Source organism: Desulfovibrio sp., from assembly GCF_034006445.1.
Taxonomy (GTDB): domain Bacteria; phylum Desulfobacterota; class Desulfovibrionia; order Desulfovibrionales; family Desulfovibrionaceae; genus Desulfovibrio.
In genome coordinates this window covers 1-18447 of sequence record NZ_JAVESS010000023.1, presented here as the reverse complement: position 1 = coordinate 18447, position 18447 = coordinate 1, and the positions used below count along the sequence as shown (strand labels likewise).

18 protein-coding genes are annotated in these 18447 nt (G+C 60.3%); 17 read left to right on the top strand and 1 reads right to left on the bottom strand.

All coding sequences use genetic code 11. The annotated features are described in order from the left end of the window. Positions 1-95: 95 nt before the first annotated feature. From RBR41_RS13045 to RBR41_RS12965, 17 genes are all read left to right on the top strand, one after another. Positions 96-827, top strand: a complete 732-nt coding sequence (locus tag RBR41_RS13045; protein WP_320353073.1) for a Crp/Fnr family transcriptional regulator — start codon at positions 96-98, stop codon at positions 825-827. 313 nt (positions 828-1140) lie between these two features. Further along, the gene (locus tag RBR41_RS13040; RefSeq protein ID WP_320353072.1) at positions 1141-1653 is read left to right on the top strand and encodes a flavodoxin family protein; all 513 of its coding nucleotides are present in this window, start codon (positions 1141-1143) and stop codon (positions 1651-1653) included. A gap of 10 nt (positions 1654-1663) precedes the next feature. Further along, positions 1664-2125 (top strand): pyridoxamine 5'-phosphate oxidase family protein, encoded by a 462-nt coding sequence (locus RBR41_RS13035; protein ID WP_320353071.1) that lies wholly within the window; start codon positions 1664-1666, stop codon positions 2123-2125. 193 nt (positions 2126-2318) lie between these two features. Beyond that, complete coding sequence (locus tag RBR41_RS13030) at positions 2319-3635, top strand: 4Fe-4S binding protein (RefSeq protein ID WP_320353070.1); 1317 nt, start codon at positions 2319-2321, stop codon at positions 3633-3635. A 215-nt stretch (positions 3636-3850) separates the two neighbouring features. Beyond that, complete coding sequence (locus tag RBR41_RS13025) at positions 3851-4387, top strand: HPP family protein (protein WP_320353069.1); 537 nt, start codon at positions 3851-3853, stop codon at positions 4385-4387. A 667-nt stretch (positions 4388-5054) separates the two neighbouring features. Next, on the top strand, positions 5055-5900 hold the full coding sequence (locus RBR41_RS13020) for an AzlC family ABC transporter permease (protein WP_320353067.1): 846 nt from the start codon (positions 5055-5057) through the stop codon (positions 5898-5900). Continuing rightward, complete coding sequence (locus tag RBR41_RS13015; RefSeq protein ID WP_320353066.1) at positions 5897-6247, top strand: AzlD domain-containing protein; 351 nt, start codon at positions 5897-5899, stop codon at positions 6245-6247. The genes RBR41_RS13020 and RBR41_RS13015 overlap by 4 nt, the downstream gene beginning before the upstream one ends. Beyond that, complete coding sequence (locus tag RBR41_RS13010) at positions 6247-6600, top strand: DUF4911 domain-containing protein (RefSeq protein ID WP_320353065.1); 354 nt, start codon at positions 6247-6249, stop codon at positions 6598-6600. The genes RBR41_RS13015 and RBR41_RS13010 overlap by 1 nt, the downstream gene beginning before the upstream one ends. Positions 6601-6741: 141 nt before the next feature. Continuing rightward, the gene (gene pyrH, locus RBR41_RS13005; RefSeq protein WP_320353063.1) at positions 6742-7455 is read left to right on the top strand and encodes a UMP kinase; all 714 of its coding nucleotides are present in this window, start codon (positions 6742-6744) and stop codon (positions 7453-7455) included. A gap of 142 nt (positions 7456-7597) precedes the next feature. Further along, positions 7598-8158 (top strand): ribosome recycling factor, encoded by a 561-nt coding sequence (gene frr / locus RBR41_RS13000; RefSeq protein WP_320353062.1) that lies wholly within the window; start codon positions 7598-7600, stop codon positions 8156-8158. 319 nt (positions 8159-8477) lie between these two features. After that, a complete protein-coding gene (gene uppS / locus RBR41_RS12995) occupies positions 8478-9284 on the top strand; it encodes a polyprenyl diphosphate synthase (RefSeq protein WP_320353061.1) in 807 nt (268 codons plus the stop codon). Continuing rightward, positions 9274-10092 (top strand): phosphatidate cytidylyltransferase, encoded by an 819-nt coding sequence (locus RBR41_RS12990; RefSeq protein ID WP_320353060.1) that lies wholly within the window; start codon positions 9274-9276, stop codon positions 10090-10092. The genes uppS and RBR41_RS12990 overlap by 11 nt, the downstream gene beginning before the upstream one ends. 410 nt (positions 10093-10502) lie before the next feature. Beyond that, complete coding sequence (gene dxr, locus RBR41_RS12985) at positions 10503-11834, top strand: 1-deoxy-D-xylulose-5-phosphate reductoisomerase (protein WP_320353058.1); 1332 nt, start codon at positions 10503-10505, stop codon at positions 11832-11834. Further along, on the top strand, positions 11828-13009 hold the full coding sequence (locus RBR41_RS12980) for a M50 family metallopeptidase (RefSeq protein WP_320353057.1): 1182 nt from the start codon (positions 11828-11830) through the stop codon (positions 13007-13009). The genes dxr and RBR41_RS12980 overlap by 7 nt, the downstream gene beginning before the upstream one ends. Then, entirely contained in the window at positions 13006-13884 is an 879-nt protein-coding gene (gene tsaB / locus RBR41_RS12975) for a tRNA (adenosine(37)-N6)-threonylcarbamoyltransferase complex dimerization subunit type 1 TsaB (RefSeq protein WP_320353056.1), read from the top strand. Before RBR41_RS12980 ends, tsaB begins: the two co-directional genes overlap by 4 nt. Before the next feature lie 662 nt (positions 13885-14546). After that, positions 14547-15380, top strand: a complete 834-nt coding sequence (locus tag RBR41_RS12970) for a septal ring lytic transglycosylase RlpA family protein (RefSeq protein WP_320353055.1) — start codon at positions 14547-14549, stop codon at positions 15378-15380. A gap of 291 nt (positions 15381-15671) precedes the next feature. Then, the gene (locus RBR41_RS12965; protein WP_320353054.1) at positions 15672-16607 is read left to right on the top strand and encodes a DMT family transporter; all 936 of its coding nucleotides are present in this window, start codon (positions 15672-15674) and stop codon (positions 16605-16607) included. Positions 16608-17238: 631 nt separating this feature from the next. On the opposite strand, the gene trmFO is transcribed toward RBR41_RS12965, so the two are convergent. Further along, the coding region (trmFO, locus tag RBR41_RS12960) for a methylenetetrahydrofolate--tRNA-(uracil(54)-C(5))-methyltransferase (FADH(2)-oxidizing) TrmFO (protein WP_320353053.1) at positions 17239-18447 on the bottom strand (1209 nt) is incomplete at its 5' end.

Genomic DNA, 18447 nt, shown 5'->3' with positions numbered 1-18447 from the left:
GTTGTACACTGGCTATACGCCCGCTACACTGTCACGAAGCTTTCCCCCGGCCAACGGTCGCAGGGCAGCCCCAACAAAGGGAATCAGGAGGTTTTATGTCATCTCCGCAGCACAACGCCCGTATGGACGCCGTCATGGGCGAAGAACACGCACTGCACGCCACCGTGGCCGATGCCCTGTGCACGGGGCTGCTGGCCGCGCTTGCCCCCCATGAAAGAGATGCGCTTTCCCGGCACGCGCGCCTGCAAACATTCGCCCCCGGCACGGCCCTTTTTCAGGAAGGCGACGAAAGCGCGGACGCCATGCTTCTGCTCTCCGGCCTGGTCAAACTCTGCCGCCACAGCAGCCAGGGCAAGGAATGCGTGCTGCACCTTGTACACACCGGCAAATTTCTGGATGTGGGCGTGCTGTTTTATGAAGGGGGCTTGCCCATTTCCGCCGTGGCCCTCCAGCCCACCACGGTCTTGAGTCTCAACCGCCGGGCCTTTCTGCACACGCTTGAAAACAACGCCCCGCTGGCCGTCAGCCTCATGGGGGCCATGAGCCTGCGCCAGCGCCTGCTCATTACCAAGATAGCCGGTTCACAGGGCCGCATATCCGTGGCCGGACGCGTGGCCGCATGGCTGCTGCACCGCTCCAAGATGGAAAAAAGCGCCACCCTGCGCCTGGGCGTCACCCAGGAAATACTGGCCCGCCTTATGGGCATCAGCCGCGAGAGCCTCAGCCGCGAACTTTCCGCGCTTTCGTCCGCAGGCATCATTGACCACAAGCGCCGCTGCATCACCCTGCTGGATCACGACGCCTTGCTGCAAAGGGCTCAGGGGTAGGGCATTTTATCCCTGGGGAAACGCTGATTTATTCCGCTTGGCTGCGTTGCTTCACTTTTTTTGAAACAGTCGAGGACAGAAGAGTCCACTCCTGCTTCAAAAAAAGTTCGCGCCTTGCCAAACGAGACAACTGCGCGTTTCCGGAGGCTCTTTAACCAGTGCGTTCTTAGAAAGCTGCGTCCACTGCGAGTCCGGTTCTGACCAACGCAGAACAGCGTCACTCGTGGCAAGATCACCTGGGGTCACATCCAGTGAAAGCCCACTGTTTCAACCGCTGGAAAAACTCCGGCAAGCAAGGGTATTGAGGTAAGGCATGCGCGCCTGCATTGTTTATTCTTCCTGCACGGGCAATACCCGCAAAGTGGCGGAGGCCATGGCCGAAGCATCGGGCATTGCCTGCCACGCCGTGCGCCACGCCCCCTCCCCGCAGGAATACGACCTGCTGGCCGTGGGCTTTTGGGTGCGACAGGGCCTGCCTGACGCCCGCGCACAGCGCTACATACAGACCATCCGCAATAAAAACGTGTTTTATTTCGGCACGCTGGGCGCATGGCCGCAGTCTGAGCACGCCCTGCGCTGTTCGCGTGCCACGGCCGCCCTGCTTGAGCAGGGTGGCAATACCGTACTGGACGGATTTTTGTGCCAGGGCAAGGTCAACCCCCAGGTTGTGGCAGCCTCGCAACGCAAGGGCACCCATCCAATGACCGCGGCCCGGCAGGAACGCCTGCGTGAAGCCGCCCGCCATCCCGATGCAGAGGACCTGCAGGCCGCATGCCAGCGCTGGCTGCTCAGCCTGACGGCGGCTCGCGCCGCCTTCCACCAATAAGGAGTCATACGTGCGTAAAGTTAAATGCGAATGTAACGATCCGGCTTTTTTTGACGAGATGTTCTCCACCGTCGACGATCTGTGCCTGGCCATGCACGACGGCGAATATCCCTATGTGCTGCCCCTGAACTTTGTGCGTCAGGGCCAGGCCATCTATATCCACTGCGACCTTCAGGGACGCAAGCTGGACTGTATCCGCCAGAACCCGCGCGTGGCCTTTACTCTCATGACCGATGTGACCATCGATCGCAAAAAATCCACCACCTACTTCAAGTCTCTCTGCGGCAAAGGCACGGCCTGCATTATTGAGGACGAGGCCGAAAAAGGCCGCGCCCTGGACGCCATCGCCCAGCGCTATGCGGCCCTGTGTCCGCAGCCTGCCCCCAAATCCAGCATAAAACGCACTGCCATTGTGCGCATAGACATAGAAGAATTGACGGGCAAGCGTAGTTTGCCTTCTGGAGCGGCGTAGGCCCCTTAGGGGTCAGGCCCATCAGGGACGTTCCACCGGCGCGGACAACGGCACAAGCTGTGGCACAAACTGTGGCACAAACTGTGGCACAAACTGCGGCGCAAACTGCGGCGCAGCCACTGTGGCGGCCCTGTCCGCGCCATGGCGGCACGCTGGCAATCCTGCACAACACGCTTTTTCAAGGAAGTCTGACATGGGCGGCGCTTCCCGTCTTGTTCCCTTGCCGAGTTTTCTGGCTCTTGCCCTGGCCGGGGCGCACTTCTGGCGCGCGGGATGGCCCTCCCTGGCCGCAGCCTGCGGCCTCATGGCCGTGCTGGTCTGGACGCGCCTTGCCTGGGTGCGGCAGTTTCTGCTGCTGGCCCTGCCGGTTCTGGCCGCCCGCTGGATATGGACTACCGCGCAGTTTGTGCAGATCCGCCAGCTCATGGAGCAGCCCTGGATGCGCCTTGCGGTCATCCTTTTATCCGTGGCCCTGTTCACCGTCGCCGCCGCCCTGCTGCTGCTCAAAGACAGCGCGCAACAGCGCTACTGCCACAAAGAAGAGGCCGCCACCGCCCAGATGGGCGCCCTGGCCGTATGCCTGGCCCTGCTGCTGCCCGTGTGGTTCATGAACCCGCAGTTACTGGTGCTGGAACGCTTTGTGCCGCAAGGCGGCCTTGCGCAGATTATGCTGGCCGCCCTGTGGGCCGTGCTTGCCGCAGGCTGGCTTGCCGACCGCCGCAAGGCGCCGCGCGCCCGGATGCGGCTGTGGCGGCTGTTTTCACTGGTTTTTTTCGGCCAGCTTGTGCTGGGGCTGGCGGTGGAAAGCCGCTTTCTGCTCTCGGGCAGCCTGCATTTGCCCGTGCCTGGCCTCATTGCGGCCGGGCCTGTCTATCGCGGGGGCGGCTGGTTCATGCTGGGCCTTTTCGGCCTGTCCACCCTGCTTGTGGGCGCGGCGTGGTGCAGCCAGCTCTGCTACTTCGGTGTGTGGGACGCCACGGCCGCGCGCAAGGCAAAAAATACCCCTGCTCCTGCCTGGCTGCCCCGCCTGCGCCTGGGCGCTCTCGTTCTGACGCTTGCCACGGCCCTGGCCCTGCGCCTTACGGGCGCGCCCACTGTGGCGGCCCTGACCTGCGGCCTGCTGCTGGGCCTGCTGATTATACCCTGCGCCCTGCTCATAAGCCGGGTCAGGGGGTACGCCTCCTACTGTCGCGGTATCTGTCCGCTCGGCCTTCTGGCCCAGTGGTTTGGGCGCATTTCACCCTGGCGCATCCGCCGTGTGGGGGAGTGCAGCGGCTGCCGGGCCTGCGTTCGCGTGTGTCGTCAGGATGCCATGACAGAACAGGCCTTTGAAAGCGGCTGCCCTACCACGGCCTGCCATCTCTGTCGGGACTGCGCCAATGTCTGTCCCAGACACGCCCTGGCCGTCACATGGTTTGGCCGCGCCTCCAGCGCCGCATGGGCCGGAACGGCATTGACGGCCCTGCTGGCCGGACTGCACGCGGCCTTTCTGTTCATGGCCCGAATCTGACACAATTTCACTTTAAATTTGCGAACATGCTCCAGGCAGTGTCGGCACGAGATGAATTTCCAGTTATATCAAGGAGAACGAGCCTTTTATGCAGGGAGTGTACTCTGATGGTACTCGACCGGAATAAAAGGCGATGTTCGACGCAGAAATAACTGGAAAGGCGCTCGCGACGGCACTGTCTGACACCTCCACTGGACAAAGAACAAGGATCTTCAATGACACGCATCCTGAACCGCATCCGCTCAAGCCAGTCCCAGCCCCGCGTAAGCTGGAACGAAATTTTCTGGGCCTGGTCGGGCAGCTGCCTTTCCGTCGCCTGCCTGGCCCTGCTGGAAAAAGTCTGTGCGCAGGAATGGAATCTGCCGCTGCTCATCGGTTCCTTCGGTGCCTCCGCAGTGCTGGCCTTTGGCGCGCCCCACAGCCCTCTGGCCCAACCCCGCAATCTGGTGGGCGGGCATGTCCTGTCCGCGCTTGTGGGCGTGACCAGTCAGGCCATGGTCGGCGCGGAACCCGTGCTGGCAGCGGCCCTGGCCGTTTCCACCGCCATTGCGCTCATGCACATGACCCAGACACTGCACCCTCCGGGAGGAGCCACGGCCCTTATTGCCGTCATCGGCGGCCCCGGCATTCACGAGATGGGCTACTGGTATGTTCTGCTGCCCTGCGCCGCCGGGGCCACATGCATGCTTGTACTGGCTCTGGCGGCCAACAATCTTGCCGCCCGCAAAAGATACCCCGTATTCTGGTGGTAGTAGTCCCGAAGCGCCCTTTGGAGCAATTTCGCTAGCGGTGCTGTCGCCATCGTAAGGCTTCTTCGTCGCCTGACGGCTGCCGCTTGAAATTGCTCTGCTGACGTGAAGGCGGCAGCCGCCACGAAGTGGCGTGGATTCTGGCGGGCTTTGGCCGTTGCGACGAAGGAAGCTACGGATAAAGCTCGCCAGAATGATGCGTTGAAACAAGGAGTGTTTCAAAAGCAAAATGCTCCAGAGGGAGGGGTGCCGCCCCTTATCGCATACACGAAACACATGTCACAGGGGCGTAGAACGCCCGCCACTTGCCACACCGCGTCAAAAAGAGTAGCCATATTTTTTTTAAGGAAGCATTGATTAGAGCAATGCAACTTTTACATTGCTCTGACGGCTGCGTGAGCAGACGTTCGCTATGGAGGCGTAAGCGCAGTTTATCTGCGCGGTTAAACGCCGAAATGAGCGTGCCTTAACCTTTGAGAATGTATATTCTCAAAGGTACTCTGCTCTAAAGAGCCTCCTGGAAACGCGCAGGTATTTCCTTTGGCTAGGCGCGATTTTTTTTGAAACAGGAGTGGACTCTTCCGTCCTCGACTGTTTCAATAAAAGTGAAGCAAAACCGCCAAACGGAATACATCGGCGTTTCCGTAACAGTTGATGAGGTGAGGTCACAATGTCGAGCACTTCCCCCGCTTCCCCCCTGGCGGAGGGCCTGCGCCGCGCACTGCCCATTGTGCTCGGCTATACGCCCGTTGGCTTTGCCTTCGGCGTTCTGGCGGTCAAAAACAACATTCCTCCCTCGCTGGCCGTGGCCATGTCCGTGCTCATGTTTTCCGGGTCCGGCCAGTTCGTTTTCGCGGGCATGTGGGGCGCGGGGGCCAGCACCCTGTCCATCATGGCGGCGGTCTTTATCGTGAATCTGCGGTATCTGCTCCAGTCCGCCGCAGAGTCGCCCTGGCTGTCCGGTTTGCCGCGCTTTCAGCGCTTTTTGCTGGGGCTTGGGCTCACGGACGAAACCTTTGCCGTGCACGTCACGGCCTTCCAGAGCGGCTGGAAGCGCAACCTCACCACGCTTTTTGTCTGCAACCAGACAACACAGGTCGCCTGGGTGGGCGGCAGCGCCATTGGCGCGTTTTGCGGAGAGCTTGTCACCGACGTCAAGCCGCTCGGGCTGGACTATGCCCTTACCGCCATGTTTCTGGCCCTGCTGGTGCCGCAGTGCGTGAACCGCCTGCACGTTCTGGTCGCCATTTTCACCATGACGCTGTCCATCGCCCTCAAGGCTGCGGGCATGAGCCAATGGAACGTGGCCGTGGCCACGGTGGTGGGGGCCAGCCTCGGCACGGCCCTGCTGCTGTACAAGAATAAAAAGGACGCCGCCTGCGCCAGGCAGCACGGCTGCGCCAGCAAGGAAAAATCCTCTGCGGACACGTCTGGTTCGGAAAAAACCAGTGACGCGCCAGGTTCGTCTGATGTACCTGGGCTGATGACGGCAAACACTGACGAGGTGCAATCATGACAGAAACAAGCTGGCTTGAAGCCCACCTTGGTCTTATCCTGTGCATCGCGGGCTGCACTGCCGTAACCCTGTTGCCCAAGATTTTGCCCGTGACCTTTCTCAAGGGCGACAATTTGCCCGTGGCGCTGCGCCACTGGCTGTCCTTCGTGCCCGTGGCCGTCATGGCCGCCTTGGTTGGCCCCGATATTTTCATCTACGAGGGCCAGTTCAACATAAGCTCCTCCAATCTCTTTCTCATGGCGGGCTTACCCACCCTGCTGGTGGCGTGGTGGTTCAAAAACTATTTTCTGACCATCGTCGTGGGCATTGGCCTGGTGATTCTGGCACGCTATACGGGTCTGTACTGATGCACGCCGAAAAGGGAACACCGCCCGCTGCCGCCGCCCCCGAGGTTCCGGCCCTGCGCAAACGCCGCAAACCAGCCCCGGCCCTTGCCGCTCCGGAACAGAGCGGGCGTCTTCTGGTTCGTCTGGCGCCGCACCATACGGCTCTTTTTCGCTTTCTTCTGGAAGCCTACGACCATACGGCATACTTTACCGTGCTGGAGCCCAAAACGGCCCTGCTCAAAATCGTCTTTTCGCCCCATCTGGAAAGAGAGACCAGAACAGCCCTTGCTGAAATGGCCCGCAGCCTGCCCTTCAGCGTTGAAGAATGGCCCTTTTCCCGCCCGCCGCAGGTGCGCAAAAAGACTTTGAGCTAGCCGCATTTTCTGTTATGACTGCCCTGTTGCGGGAGAACGGGCCCGGGGTGGCCCGGTCCCGTTTTTTCACGCCCGCGTGATAGGCGATCCCTTGCACAATCGCCCGGCAAACAGGCCGGTTATCCAGACGAAGGCGGACATATGTCACCGACATACAAGCGAATTTTGCTCAAACTGAGCGGCGAGGCCCTTGCGGGCTCCAATAAAACGGGCATCGACCCTGAAACCGTGGCCGAAATATGCCGCGAAATCGGCACTGTTCTTGCCATGGGCGTGGAAATGGCCCTGGTTATCGGCGGAGGCAACATCTTTCGCGGGCTTTCCGGCTCCGCCAAGGGTATGGAACGCTCGTCAGCCGACTATATGGGCATGCTGGCCACAGTGCTCAACGCCCTGGCCGTACAGGACATGCTTGAAAAGCAGGGCTATCCCACCCGCGTGCTTTCCGCCATCACCATGCAGGAAGTCTGCGAGCCCTTCATCCGCCGCCGCGCCCTGCGCCACATGGAAAAGGGCCGCGTGGTCATCTGCGCCGCAGGCACGGGCAACCCCTACTTCACCACCGACACGACGGCCGCGCTGCGCGGCATGGAACTGAAGTGCGACGCCATCATCAAGGGCACCAAGGTGGACGGCATCTACGACAAGGACCCCACCAAATTCAGCGACGCCGTAAAATTTGAAACCATCACCTATGATGAAACATTGTCCCGCCACCTCGGCGTGATGGACGCCACAGCCTTTGCTCTGGTGCGTGACAACAATGTGCCCATCATCGTCTGCCGCATGCTTGGCGGCGACATCAGGCGTGCCGTCATGGGCGAGCCTGTGGGAACCATAGTACGCAACGCCTGATGCATTCTGCGGCGCGGCAGTCAGGCCCGCGCCGTGCGGTCTGGCAGTCTACGTGTCAGCCCGCATCAGATTTTTACCAAGGGAGGCGCAGCGCCATCCCCCCAGGAACAGGCCGCAGGCCGCAGCCCCAAGGAGAATATTTATGGATATCGACAGCATCCTTCTCGATGCCGAAGACCGCATGGAAAAAGCCCTTGCCGCTCTTGACCGCGAGTTTGCCAAACTGCGCACGGGACGCGCCACAACCGCCCTTGTGGACGGCATCAAGGCCGACTACTATGGAACCCCCACGCCCATCAGCCAGATGGCCTCGGTAGCCGTGCCCGACAGCCGCACCCTGACCATCCAGCCCTGGGACAAGGGCGGCATAGCCCTTATTGAAAAGGCCATTCTCAAGTCAGATCTTGGGCTTACGCCTGTCAACGACGGCAAGGTCGTCCGCATTGTCATGCCCCCTCTGACCGAAGAGCGCCGCAAAGATTTGAGCAAGGTGGCGCGCAAATACAGTGAAGACGCCAAGGTGGCGGTGCGTAATGTGCGTCGCGACGCCAACGACGGCCTGAAAAAGCTGGAAAAAGACAAGGTTATTACCGAAGACGACCAGAAGCGCGCCACCGAGGATGTGCAGAAGCTCACGGACAAGTACGTGGCTGATGTGGACAAAAAGTGCGCTGCCAAAGAAAAGGAAATAATGGAAATCTAGGAAACGAACAGTTATTTCGTTTGGCAAGGCGCAATCTTTTTTTGAAGCAGGAGTGGACTCTTTCGTCCTCTACTGTTTAAAAAAAGTGAAGCAAGTCCGCCAAACGGAATAAATCAGCGTTTCCAGGGAGCTCTTTAATCAGTGCTTCCTTCTGGCATTTTCACGTTGAAAAACGGATAGTCCCGCTACGGGCCGTGGCCCGCCGCGTTCATTGAGGACGGGGCGGGCTGCGGCACGGTTCGCCTGTCCCGCCGGACTGTATCTGACGCGGAACCGGGCGGGCCAATACCTCAGGGATTTTTCCCTACAGGCTGAAAGTATGACGCAACAAAGCACGCCCCCGTCCGGCCAGCCTCCCAGCCGGACGCCAGACACGGACCCCGCCCCGCAGGCCGGGCCGCCGACGGAGCTTTTGCCCGAACTGTTGCCCACGCACCTGGCCATCATCATGGACGGCAACGGACGCTGGGCACAGGCCCGCAACCTGCCGCGCGAGGCCGGGCACAAGGCTGGCGCTGAAGCCGTGCGCGCCGTTGTTACCGAATGCCGCAAAATTGGCATACGCCACCTGACGCTCTATACCTTTTCCAGTGAAAACTGGAACCGCCCCAAGACGGAAATAAGCGCCCTCTTCGCCCTGCTGCTGGATTTTCTGCGCCAGGAACTGCCCCGCCTTGAAGAACAGGGCATTGCCCTCAAGGTGCTGGGCGATCTGGACGGCCTGCCGCTGGCCCAGCGCACGGCCCTGCGCCACGCCATAAAGCGCACCGCTCCGGGGCCGCACATGACCCTGAATCTTGCTCTCAATTACGGCTCCAGAGCCGAACTGGTCCGCGCTGTGCGGTCTTTTCTGCGCGAGGGCGTGCAGCCAGAAGACGTCACCGAGGAAAGCCTGGCGCAGCGTCTCTACACGGCCGGGCAACCTGACCCGGACCTGCTCATCCGCACCAGCGGCGAGCAGCGCCTGAGCAACTACCTGCTTTACCAGTGCGCCTACAGTGAGCTGTATTTCACTCCGACACCCTGGCCAGATTTTGACGCCGCGCAACTGCGCCTGGCGTTGGAAGCCTATGCCGCGCGCTCGCGCCGCTTTGGCAAAACACAGGAGCAAATTGATGCCCATTGAACCCACCGCCAATCCCATCGACTTTCGACGCATCATAACAGGCGTGGCTCTGGCCGCAGTGCTGCTGCTGGTGCTCTGGCTGCGGGGCTGGCCCCTGCTGTTCTTCATTCTGCTGGTTTCAGCCCTGGGCCTGTGGGAATTCTATTCGCTTTTCTGGGGGCCCAACGGGCGCATCTCCAGCCGCGTTTGCGCCATTGCCCTTGGTTGGGGCATGCTGTGCCTGACCTGGATGCACCGCCCCCAAGACGCCCTTGTGTTTCTTGGCGCGGGTTTCGTGCTTTCAGCCATGAGCTTTCTTTTTCGGTGGGACGTGCTTGAAGAAGAAAACGCCTTTGTTTCCAGTGGCATATTTATGGCTGGTCTGGCCTATATCCCCCTGCTGCTCTTGCCTGCCACCTATCTTTCCACCACCAAGCTCATCTTTGTCATAGCCGCTGTGGCCATTTCCGACACGGCGGCCTATTTTGTCGGCACGCGCTTTGGGCATCACAAGCTGTGGCCCCGCGTCAGCCCCAAAAAGAGCTCCGAGGGCGCGGTGGGCAGCCTTGTGGCCTGCGTCATATTCTGCGCCGTCTACGGACAGATCTTCGGCAAGACAGGCTGGTTTTCCTTTGCGCTTCTGGGCATTGCGGTAAACGCCTTTGCCCAGGTGGGCGACCTTTTTGAATCCGCCCTCAAGCGCTCGGTCAACGTGAAAGATTCCGGCCACCTGCTGCCGGGTCACGGCGGTGTTCTGGACAGGGCCGACAGCCTGCTGTTCGCCATGCCCATGGTGGCTGTTGTGGACCAGTGGTTTTTCTTCTTTTAGACAGTGTCGTCACGAGATGAATTTTCAGTCATATCAAGGAGAACAAGCCTTTTATGCAGGGAGTGTACTCTGATGGTACTCGACCGGAATAAAGGGCGAAGTTCGACGCAGAGATGCCTGAAAAGGCGCTCGTGACGACACTGTCTAAGGAAACGCTGATTTATTTCTATTGGCGGCCTTGCTTCACTTTTACTGTTCCAGCCCCGTGGCCGTGGTTCGGCAGCGACGGGTTTGCGGGCTGAGGCTGCAAAAAAGTTTGCGCTACGCCACGCGGGAAAAACGATTTTTTACAGCGGCCCGGCTCAAGGGCCGCTTGAATTTTCCAGCGCCGGATCTATTTTTACACATGGGCATGCCGCCTGCCCATGGCAGCAGGTTCCCATCACGGCGGCAACAGACAGGATGCAGACATGGCACAACTCTGGCCGGGTCAGGGCGGCCCTTCCATAGACTATATTTCCGGCCCGCCAGATGCCGCATGGAACGGCGCATGGCCGCGCAGCCTGTGCATACTGGGCTCCACCGGGTCCATCGGGCGCAGCACTCTGGCCGTGGTTGCGAGCCATCCACAGGCTTTCCGCATTGTCGGGCTTGCCTGCGCCCGCCAGATCGAACGCCTGGCCGAACAGGCCGCCCGCTGGCGGCCGCCGTATCTGGCAGTGCTGGACGAAGCTGCCGCCACCGGGCTCAAAAAACTTTTGCCGCAGGGCTATGCCCCGACCATTCTGGTGGGACGCGAGGGCTACGCCCACATGGCCGCCCTGTCCGAAGCCTCCACCGTGCTTTCGGCCCAGGTCGGCGCGGCGGGGCTGGACGGCACCCTGGCCGCCGCACTGGCGGGCAAGGTCATCTGCCTTGCCAACAAGGAATCGCTGGTTCTGGCTGGCGATCTGGTGCGCCGCATCTGCGCCTGCACCGGGGCCGTCATCCTGCCCGTGGATTCGGAACATAACGCCATCTTCCAGTGCCTTGCCGGACGCGGGCAGGAAGTGAAGCGCCTTATCCTCACGGCCAGCGGCGGGCCTTTTCGTGGCCGCAGCCGTGAAGAGTTGCGGGATATCACCCCCGCGCAGGCGCTCAAGCACCCCAACTGGAGCATGGGAGCCAAGATAAGCATAGATTCCGCCACGCTTATGAACAAAGGCCTTGAGGTTATCGAGGCCTATCACCTCTACGGCACGCCCGCCCAACGCATCAAGGTTCTGGTGCATCCGCAGTCGGCGATCCATTCGCTGGTGGAATTTGAAGACGGCACGCAACTGGCGCAGCTCGGCACTGCGGACATGCGCCTGGCCATTGCCAACTGCCTGCTCTGGCCGCGCTGCCTGCCAGTGGACGTGCCGCCCCTTGACCTCACGGCCACGGCCCTGACCTTTCATGAGCCGGATACCGAGGTTTTTTCCTGTCTTGATCTGGCGCGCCAGTCCCTTGCTTTGCGGGGCGGGCGCTGTGTTGTTCTCAATGCGGCCAATGAGGCCGCTGTGGAGCTTTTTCTTGAAGGCCGCTGCGCCTTCCTTGACATACCCCGGCTGATCGGGGCCGCCCTCAAGGCGCATGACGCCAGCGAGCCCGGCCACCAGCCTTTCTGTGCCCCGCTTGAACAGGGCGCGGCCATGCCTTTTGACCGCATGGCCGCCCTGAAAAGCGAGGCCCATACCCTGGCGGAGCGCCTCACGCGCCTTGACCGCCAGAGCCGCGAGCTTGTACGCACCCTTGCCCGCGACGGAGAATCCGCATGCTGATAACCATAATAGCTGTATCCCTTGTTCTTGGCGGCCTTATCTTCTTTCACGAACTGGGGCATTTTGCCGTGGCCCGCAGCCTGGGCATGGGAGTTTCCACCTTTTCTCTGGGCTTTGGCCCCAAAATCCTCAAGCGCACGTGGGGCAAGACCGAATACGCCCTGTCCCTGGTTCCCCTGGGCGGCTACGTAGCCCTGGTGGGCGAGCAGGAGGACAGCGAACTGCCCGAGGGCTTCACGCGGGAAGAAAGCTTTTCGCTGCGGCCAGCCTGGCAGCGCCTGCTGGTTGTGGCCGCTGGCCCCGTGGCCAACATGCTGCTGGCATGGCTCTTGTGCTGGATTCTGGCCTTTGGCTGGGGCACGCCCCTGCTGCTGCCGCAGGTGGGCGGACTGGTGGAAAACGGCCCCGCAGCCAAGGCTGGCGTGCAGGCTGGCGACACCATCGTGCGCATTGACGGCCAGCCCATCGTTGCGTGGGACGACATGACCCGCGCCATTGCCCGCAGCAACGGGCAGCCGCTCAGCGTTGTGCTTGAGCGCCCCCACAAGGCCGCCGCCAATGGAGCGGAAGGTGCGGCAGGCGAGGACGGTACTCCGACAGACGCCGCGTCCGGCCAGGACAGCCCCCCTCCCAGCATCATGACCGTTGAAATCCGGCCTGAAATGTCCGTGAGAAAAACCATCTTCGGCGAAGATGAAAAAGCCTGGCTTGTGGGCATACGCAACACGGGCGCGGTGCGCCTTGTGCAGCACGGATTCTGGGGTTCGGCTGCGGCAGGCGCGTCCCAGGCTTCGGATATGCTTGCCCTGACCTGGAAAAGTTTTGTAAAACTGGTTGAAAGGGTGGTTCCCCTGGATCAGGTGGGCGGGCCCATCATGATCATGCAGATGGTGGGCAAACAGGCCCATGAAGGCATAGCCGGGCTGCTGGCCCTGGCCGCGCTCATCAGCATCAACCTGGGGGTGCTGAACCTCCTGCCCATTCCCGTGCTTGACGGCGGCCAGATCGTCTTCTGCCTGTGGGAAATGATTTTCCGCCGCCCGGTCAACGCCAGGGTGCAGGAATACGCCATGCGGGCCGGTCTGGCCCTGCTGGTCGCCCTCATGCTGCTGGCCACCTACAATGACCTCTGGCGCATCGTCAAAAGCGCTGGCTGGTTCGGGAGCGGATCGTGAGCCAATATTCCACCGGACTCGAGCTTATCCTCAACGCGGCTGAAGGCGTATTGCAAATCGTCGTTACCGACGATGAAAAAACGCTGTGCTCCCAGCAATGGCACAGAGCCGACCGCGCCACGGAAATTCTCGCTCCCGCGCTGGAAGGCCTCTGCGCCGCTCTGGACATAAAACCCACCAGCTTCCGCCGCATCGCCTGCGTGCGGGGGCCGGGCTCCTTCACAGGCATACGGCTTGTTCTGGCGACAACCGCCGCCCTGCGCAGAACGGGCAAGGCCGCCGTCACCGGGCTGGACTACATGCAGGCCCTTGCCACAACTGTGGCGCTGCGCGGGCAGCTCCTTTTCGGAGCGACCATCTGGGTGCTGACCCACGCAAGGCGCAACCTCGTACACTGCCAGTCTTTTCTGTCCTACGGCCCCATGATTCCGACGCAGCCCAGCAGCACTGTGGATCTGTGCTCCCCGGAGGACGCCCTCAAGCGCATCGTGACCAGCCGCACGGCTCCCCTGCCCGACGGCGTACCCGCAGGCAGCCGCACCATTTGGGTTTGCGGCAGCGGCCTTTCACGCAACGCCGCTGTTTTCTGCCCGCTGGATCTGATGCGTCCCGCCCTGGACGGCACAGGCCCCAAGGCCGACGAAGGCGCGCCCATTATCACGCTGGACGAACTGGTAACGCCTGACATCAATGCACTGTGCCTGCTGGCCCGCCATGGCGAATTTGACGACAAGGACATTGAACCCCTGTATGTGCGCCCCTGCGACGCAGTGGAAAACCTGCCCCAACTGGCCCCGCGCCAGGGCCTGACCGGGGAAGAGGCCACGGCCTCTCTGGAGCGGCTGCTCCAGCGCCCGCCCCAGAGCGACATCTAGGGAAACGCTGATTTATTCCGTTTGGCGGCGTTGCGTCACTTTTTTTGAAACAGTCGAGGACGGAAGAGTCCACTCCTGCTTCAAAAAAAGAGCGCGCCTTGCCAAACGAAATAACTGCGCGTTTCCAGGAGGCTCTTTAATTAGGGATTCCATAGCAATAGGAACATACGCTGTGCTTTGTGGGGGAGGGACCCTTTTGCAAAAGGGTCCCCTCCCCCACACCCCCACCCCCTAAAACTTTTGTTCGTGTTTCAGTTGACTACCAGTTTTGGTTTTCAGCGCAGAGGCTTTTTTCAATGCTTGCCCTGCGTGTCACGTCAAAAAATCCTCTGCTCAGACCAAGAATTTTGCCCATTTTTTGCCTTCGTCAGGGTTGCGGATCTCGACCCTGCAAATGGTAATTTTTGCCAATTGTGACCTTTCTAGTGATTGTCTAGAAAAAGTTTTACGCTAACTAGCTGTAATAAAAAATTTTATCAGTTTGACACCGCAGTTTTTATTACTGTATATTCTTGGCACCAAGAAAAGGCACTCCCTGATTGAGACTGACAGGTTCAGGGCGCAAGGCGCATCTACCGTCATCGGAGGTCTCCAGGGTCAGGATCACGGGCGTGATCCGTCCGCTTAGCCGGGCAGCCTCGAACAGTAACCAAGGAATGATCATGAAGTATTCACGCTGGCCTTCCATGCTGGCTGTTGCGGTCACATGTATGCTGTTGACCGCCCCCATGAAAGCCGACGCGGCTTCAGCAAGCTCTCCTTCTGACAATACCTCCTCCGGTGTATCCGCTTCTGCCGCCTCAAAAAAACCACAGAAGTCCGAATCGCGCTCAGGCACGTCTGAAAAGTCAAAAAAATCAGAATCTTCAGACAAATCTGAAAAAGCATCCTCGTCCGGCAAGTCGGCCAAGTCCGACAGATCGGACAAATCGTCCAAAAGCCGCAAGGCCGCAAAATCTTCAGCGAAAGCTCAGCAGGTTTCCGAACAGGGCACCGACAGCCGCGACATCTGGCTCAAGCGCGCCCAGGAAAGTGAAGTTTTTTCCGGCAAGGCATCCTGGTACGGCCGTGATTCGCACGGCGGCGCCACTGCCAGCGGCCTCAGCTATGACATGTATACATTCACCGCCGCCCACCGCACCCTGCCCATGGGCACTGTCGTGCGGGTAACCGATCAGGAAAACGGCAAAAGCGTCATGGTCTGCGTGACCGACCGTGGCCCCTTTGTGCGCGGCCGCATCATCGACCTTTCCTTTGCCGCCGCCAAGCAGCTTGATCTTGGCCAGCGCGGCGTTGGCAAGGTGGAGCTTGAAGTCGTCAGCGATGAAAGCGGCACTCCCCTGCAAGCGGATCTGGCCTACTATGTGCACTACAGCGCGGCCATGGGCGACGAACGCATCGGGCCCTTCCGCGCGTTTGCTGACGCCGCCGCCATGCATGAGGCCCTGCGCCAGGCTCACCCCGAGGCAGAAGTGGTGCTTGACCAGTCCCGCTAGGGCAGCAAGCACACTCATGCCAGCAATTTTGGCGCGGCACACCGCTGCGTCCAGGGGAGATTTGGCCTGTTTTACGGCCGATGCCCCATACCTTCCCTGACGACATACCCCGAATGTCCACATACGGCCCGTTCTGCACTGCAGCAGACGGGCCTTTTTTATCAGCCCTTGCATCGGTAACCACGTGAAAAAGCAGACAAACACAATCTTTTCCCAGATCTCCAACCCATTGCCATAACTTACTTTATTCGATATTCAAGATACGCGCACCTGCGCATAAAGAAGGATGTCATGGGCTTTTTTTACAGTCTGCTCTCTTCGGCCGCCTTCGGGCTCATCCCCCTGTTCAGCCTGCCGCTCATGGCTCAGGGCCTTTCTCCTGCCACCGTGCTTTTTTACCGTTTTTTCATAGCTACCGTCGTACTGGGGCTTTTTCTCATAGCGCGCGGCGAGCGCTTTCACACGTCTGGGCGCAACCTGCTCAAGCTGGCGGGCATGAGCCTTATGTACACCCTGGCCGCTCTGCTCTTCATTGAGGCTTTTACGCATCTGCCCAGCGGCGTCGTGGCCACGCTGCAATTTTCCTATCCCGTCATGGTCATGCTCATCATGATCGCCTTTTTTCACGAGCGTTTTTCCTGGATCACGGCTGTGGCCGTGGTTCTTGCCATCGCCGGAGTATACCTGATCAGCAATGGAACTCCGGCAGGGGGAAGCTCTGCGGGAAGCGCCACGGGCATTAACGCCTTTGGCCTCATGCTGGCGCTGTCTTCGGCCGTGTGCAACGCCATCTACATCACAAGCATTTACGCTGCGCGCATCACCAATGTCACCGGTCTTATGCTGACCTTCTATGTCATGGCCTTTGGCGCGCTCTGCTCGCTGGTCAATTCTCTGGCTTTCGGCAGCTTTCAACTGCTGAGCAGCTGGAAGGAACTGGCGCTGGCCCTGCTGCTGGCCGTAATCACCGCCGTAGTTTCCAACTACACCCTCATTCTGGCCGTGCAGCGCATCGGCTCCACCCTTACGTCGGTGCTGGGCGTCCTGGAGCCGGTTACCGCCGTTATCGTGGGCATACTGGTTTTCAGGGAGCCTTTCAGCCTGCCGCTTTTGCTGGGCATTGTGCTCATTGCCGCCTCCGTGGTGCTTATCATGCTGGGAGGCCATATCCGGTTGCTGCTGGCGCGGCGCAAGGCGGCAAAGCTGGACATCCCCCCCTCAAACTGAGCTTCTGCGCTGCGGACGTGCGCCGCCCGCGCCCCGTTTGCGACAAAAATTGCGACAAACGTTGCGACAAAAATTGCCGCCCGACGGCATGCAGAGCCAAAGAGCCCCAAATACCACCTGACGGCGTTCGCTTTTGTGGACGCAGAGGGATGCCCTTTGAAAGTTGCAACCCCTGAAAGGCGCGGTTACTCCCCCACCACCGCTTCAAACCCGTACTCTCGCTGTACTATGTCTGGCCAGATCAACTTTGAAATGTAAAACATTTCAGCGTGTTGATTCAGCCGAGAATCGCAATTTCCGACTGAATCAACACCCGGTTGCGACGCGCCGTACTCTCGTGCAACGTTAAAGCCTGTTAACTTTTGCCAAAGTTAACAGGCTCTGGAGCATTTGCGCATTGAGAATACCCATTCTCGCGGTAGCCGTTTCCCGCTCCTGCGGGCTTGCCTGAACCGTTGGCGGGAACCGCCTTACGGGGCACGACAGCATCGCTACGGCTGGCGACAGCATCGCTAGTGAAATTGCTCTAATATAAAAGTTTTAGGGGGTGGGGGCGTGGGGGAGGAGACCCTTTTACAAAAGGGTCCCTCCACCACAAAGCGTTTCACGGCTTGCTCCCTTCTGAGGAGACTCAGACCAACCCGGCGGCCCTGGCCTCTTGAAGCCACAAACCGAAGGCTTCCTGAGCGCGGGCGGAATATAGAGCCTTGCGGTCTTTTTTGCGCGCCCTTTCGCCCAACTCCGGCATAAGGCCGAAATGGGCGTTGGACGGCTGAAAACGCTTGACAGGTGTGCGCAAATGGTTGATCAGGGCGCCAAGGGCGCTTTCAGCCGGGGGATTTTGCAGCGTAATCCCACGGGCGCGGGCGTCCAGCAGCAGGGCCAGCCACAGGCCGCTGGCGGCGGACTCCACATAGCCTTCCACGCCGGTGATCTGCCCGGCAAGGAACACGCCCGGCAGCACGTTGAGCGACAGATCTTCAGCCAGCACCTGCGGCGCGTTTACGTAGGTATTTCTGTGCATGCTGCCGAAACGGGCAAATTCCACCTTTTCCAGCCCAGGCACCAGACGGAACACGCGGGCCTGCTCCCCCTGGGTCAGCTTGGTCTGGCAGCCCACAAGATTGCACGTGTCGCTGTTGGCGTTTTCGGCACGAAGCTGCACAATGGCCCACGGGCGGCGTCCTGTGCGGGGATCCACAAAACCCACGGGCTTCAGGGGGCCGAAGGTCAGGGTGCGGGGGCCGCGCTCTGCCAGGGCCTCCACGGGCATGCAGCCCTCAAAATGTTTTTCCTGCTCAAATTCGTGTGCAGCCACTTTTTGGGCGTCCAGCAGGGCCTGATAAAAAACGTCATATTCTTCACGGCTCATGGGGCAGTTCAGATAATCGCCTTCGCCCTCGCCCTCGCCGTTTTCCTGGCCATAGCGGGAGGCGCGAAAAACCACATCCATATTTAACGAATGCGTCCAGACGATGGGGGCGATGGCGTCATAAAAATAGCAGTGCTTTTCGCCCAGCACTCCGGCCAGAGAGGCAGAAAGCCCGTCTGAAGCCATCGGGCCAGCAGCCACGACAATGGCGCGCCCCTCTCCCCTGAACGGTTCCAGCACCGCGTCGTCCAGAGACTGCACCTGATGCCGCACAAGACGTATATTGGCTTCCGACTCCACCAACTGACTCATTTGCCTGGCAAAAGCCTCACGGTCCACGGCAAGGGCCTTGCCCGCCGGTACGCGGCAGGCATCGGCCGCCTCCATAAAGCGGCTGCCCAGGGCACGCATCTCGGCCTTGAGCAGCCCCACGCCGGAGGTCAGTTCGTCTGACCGCAGAGAGTTGGA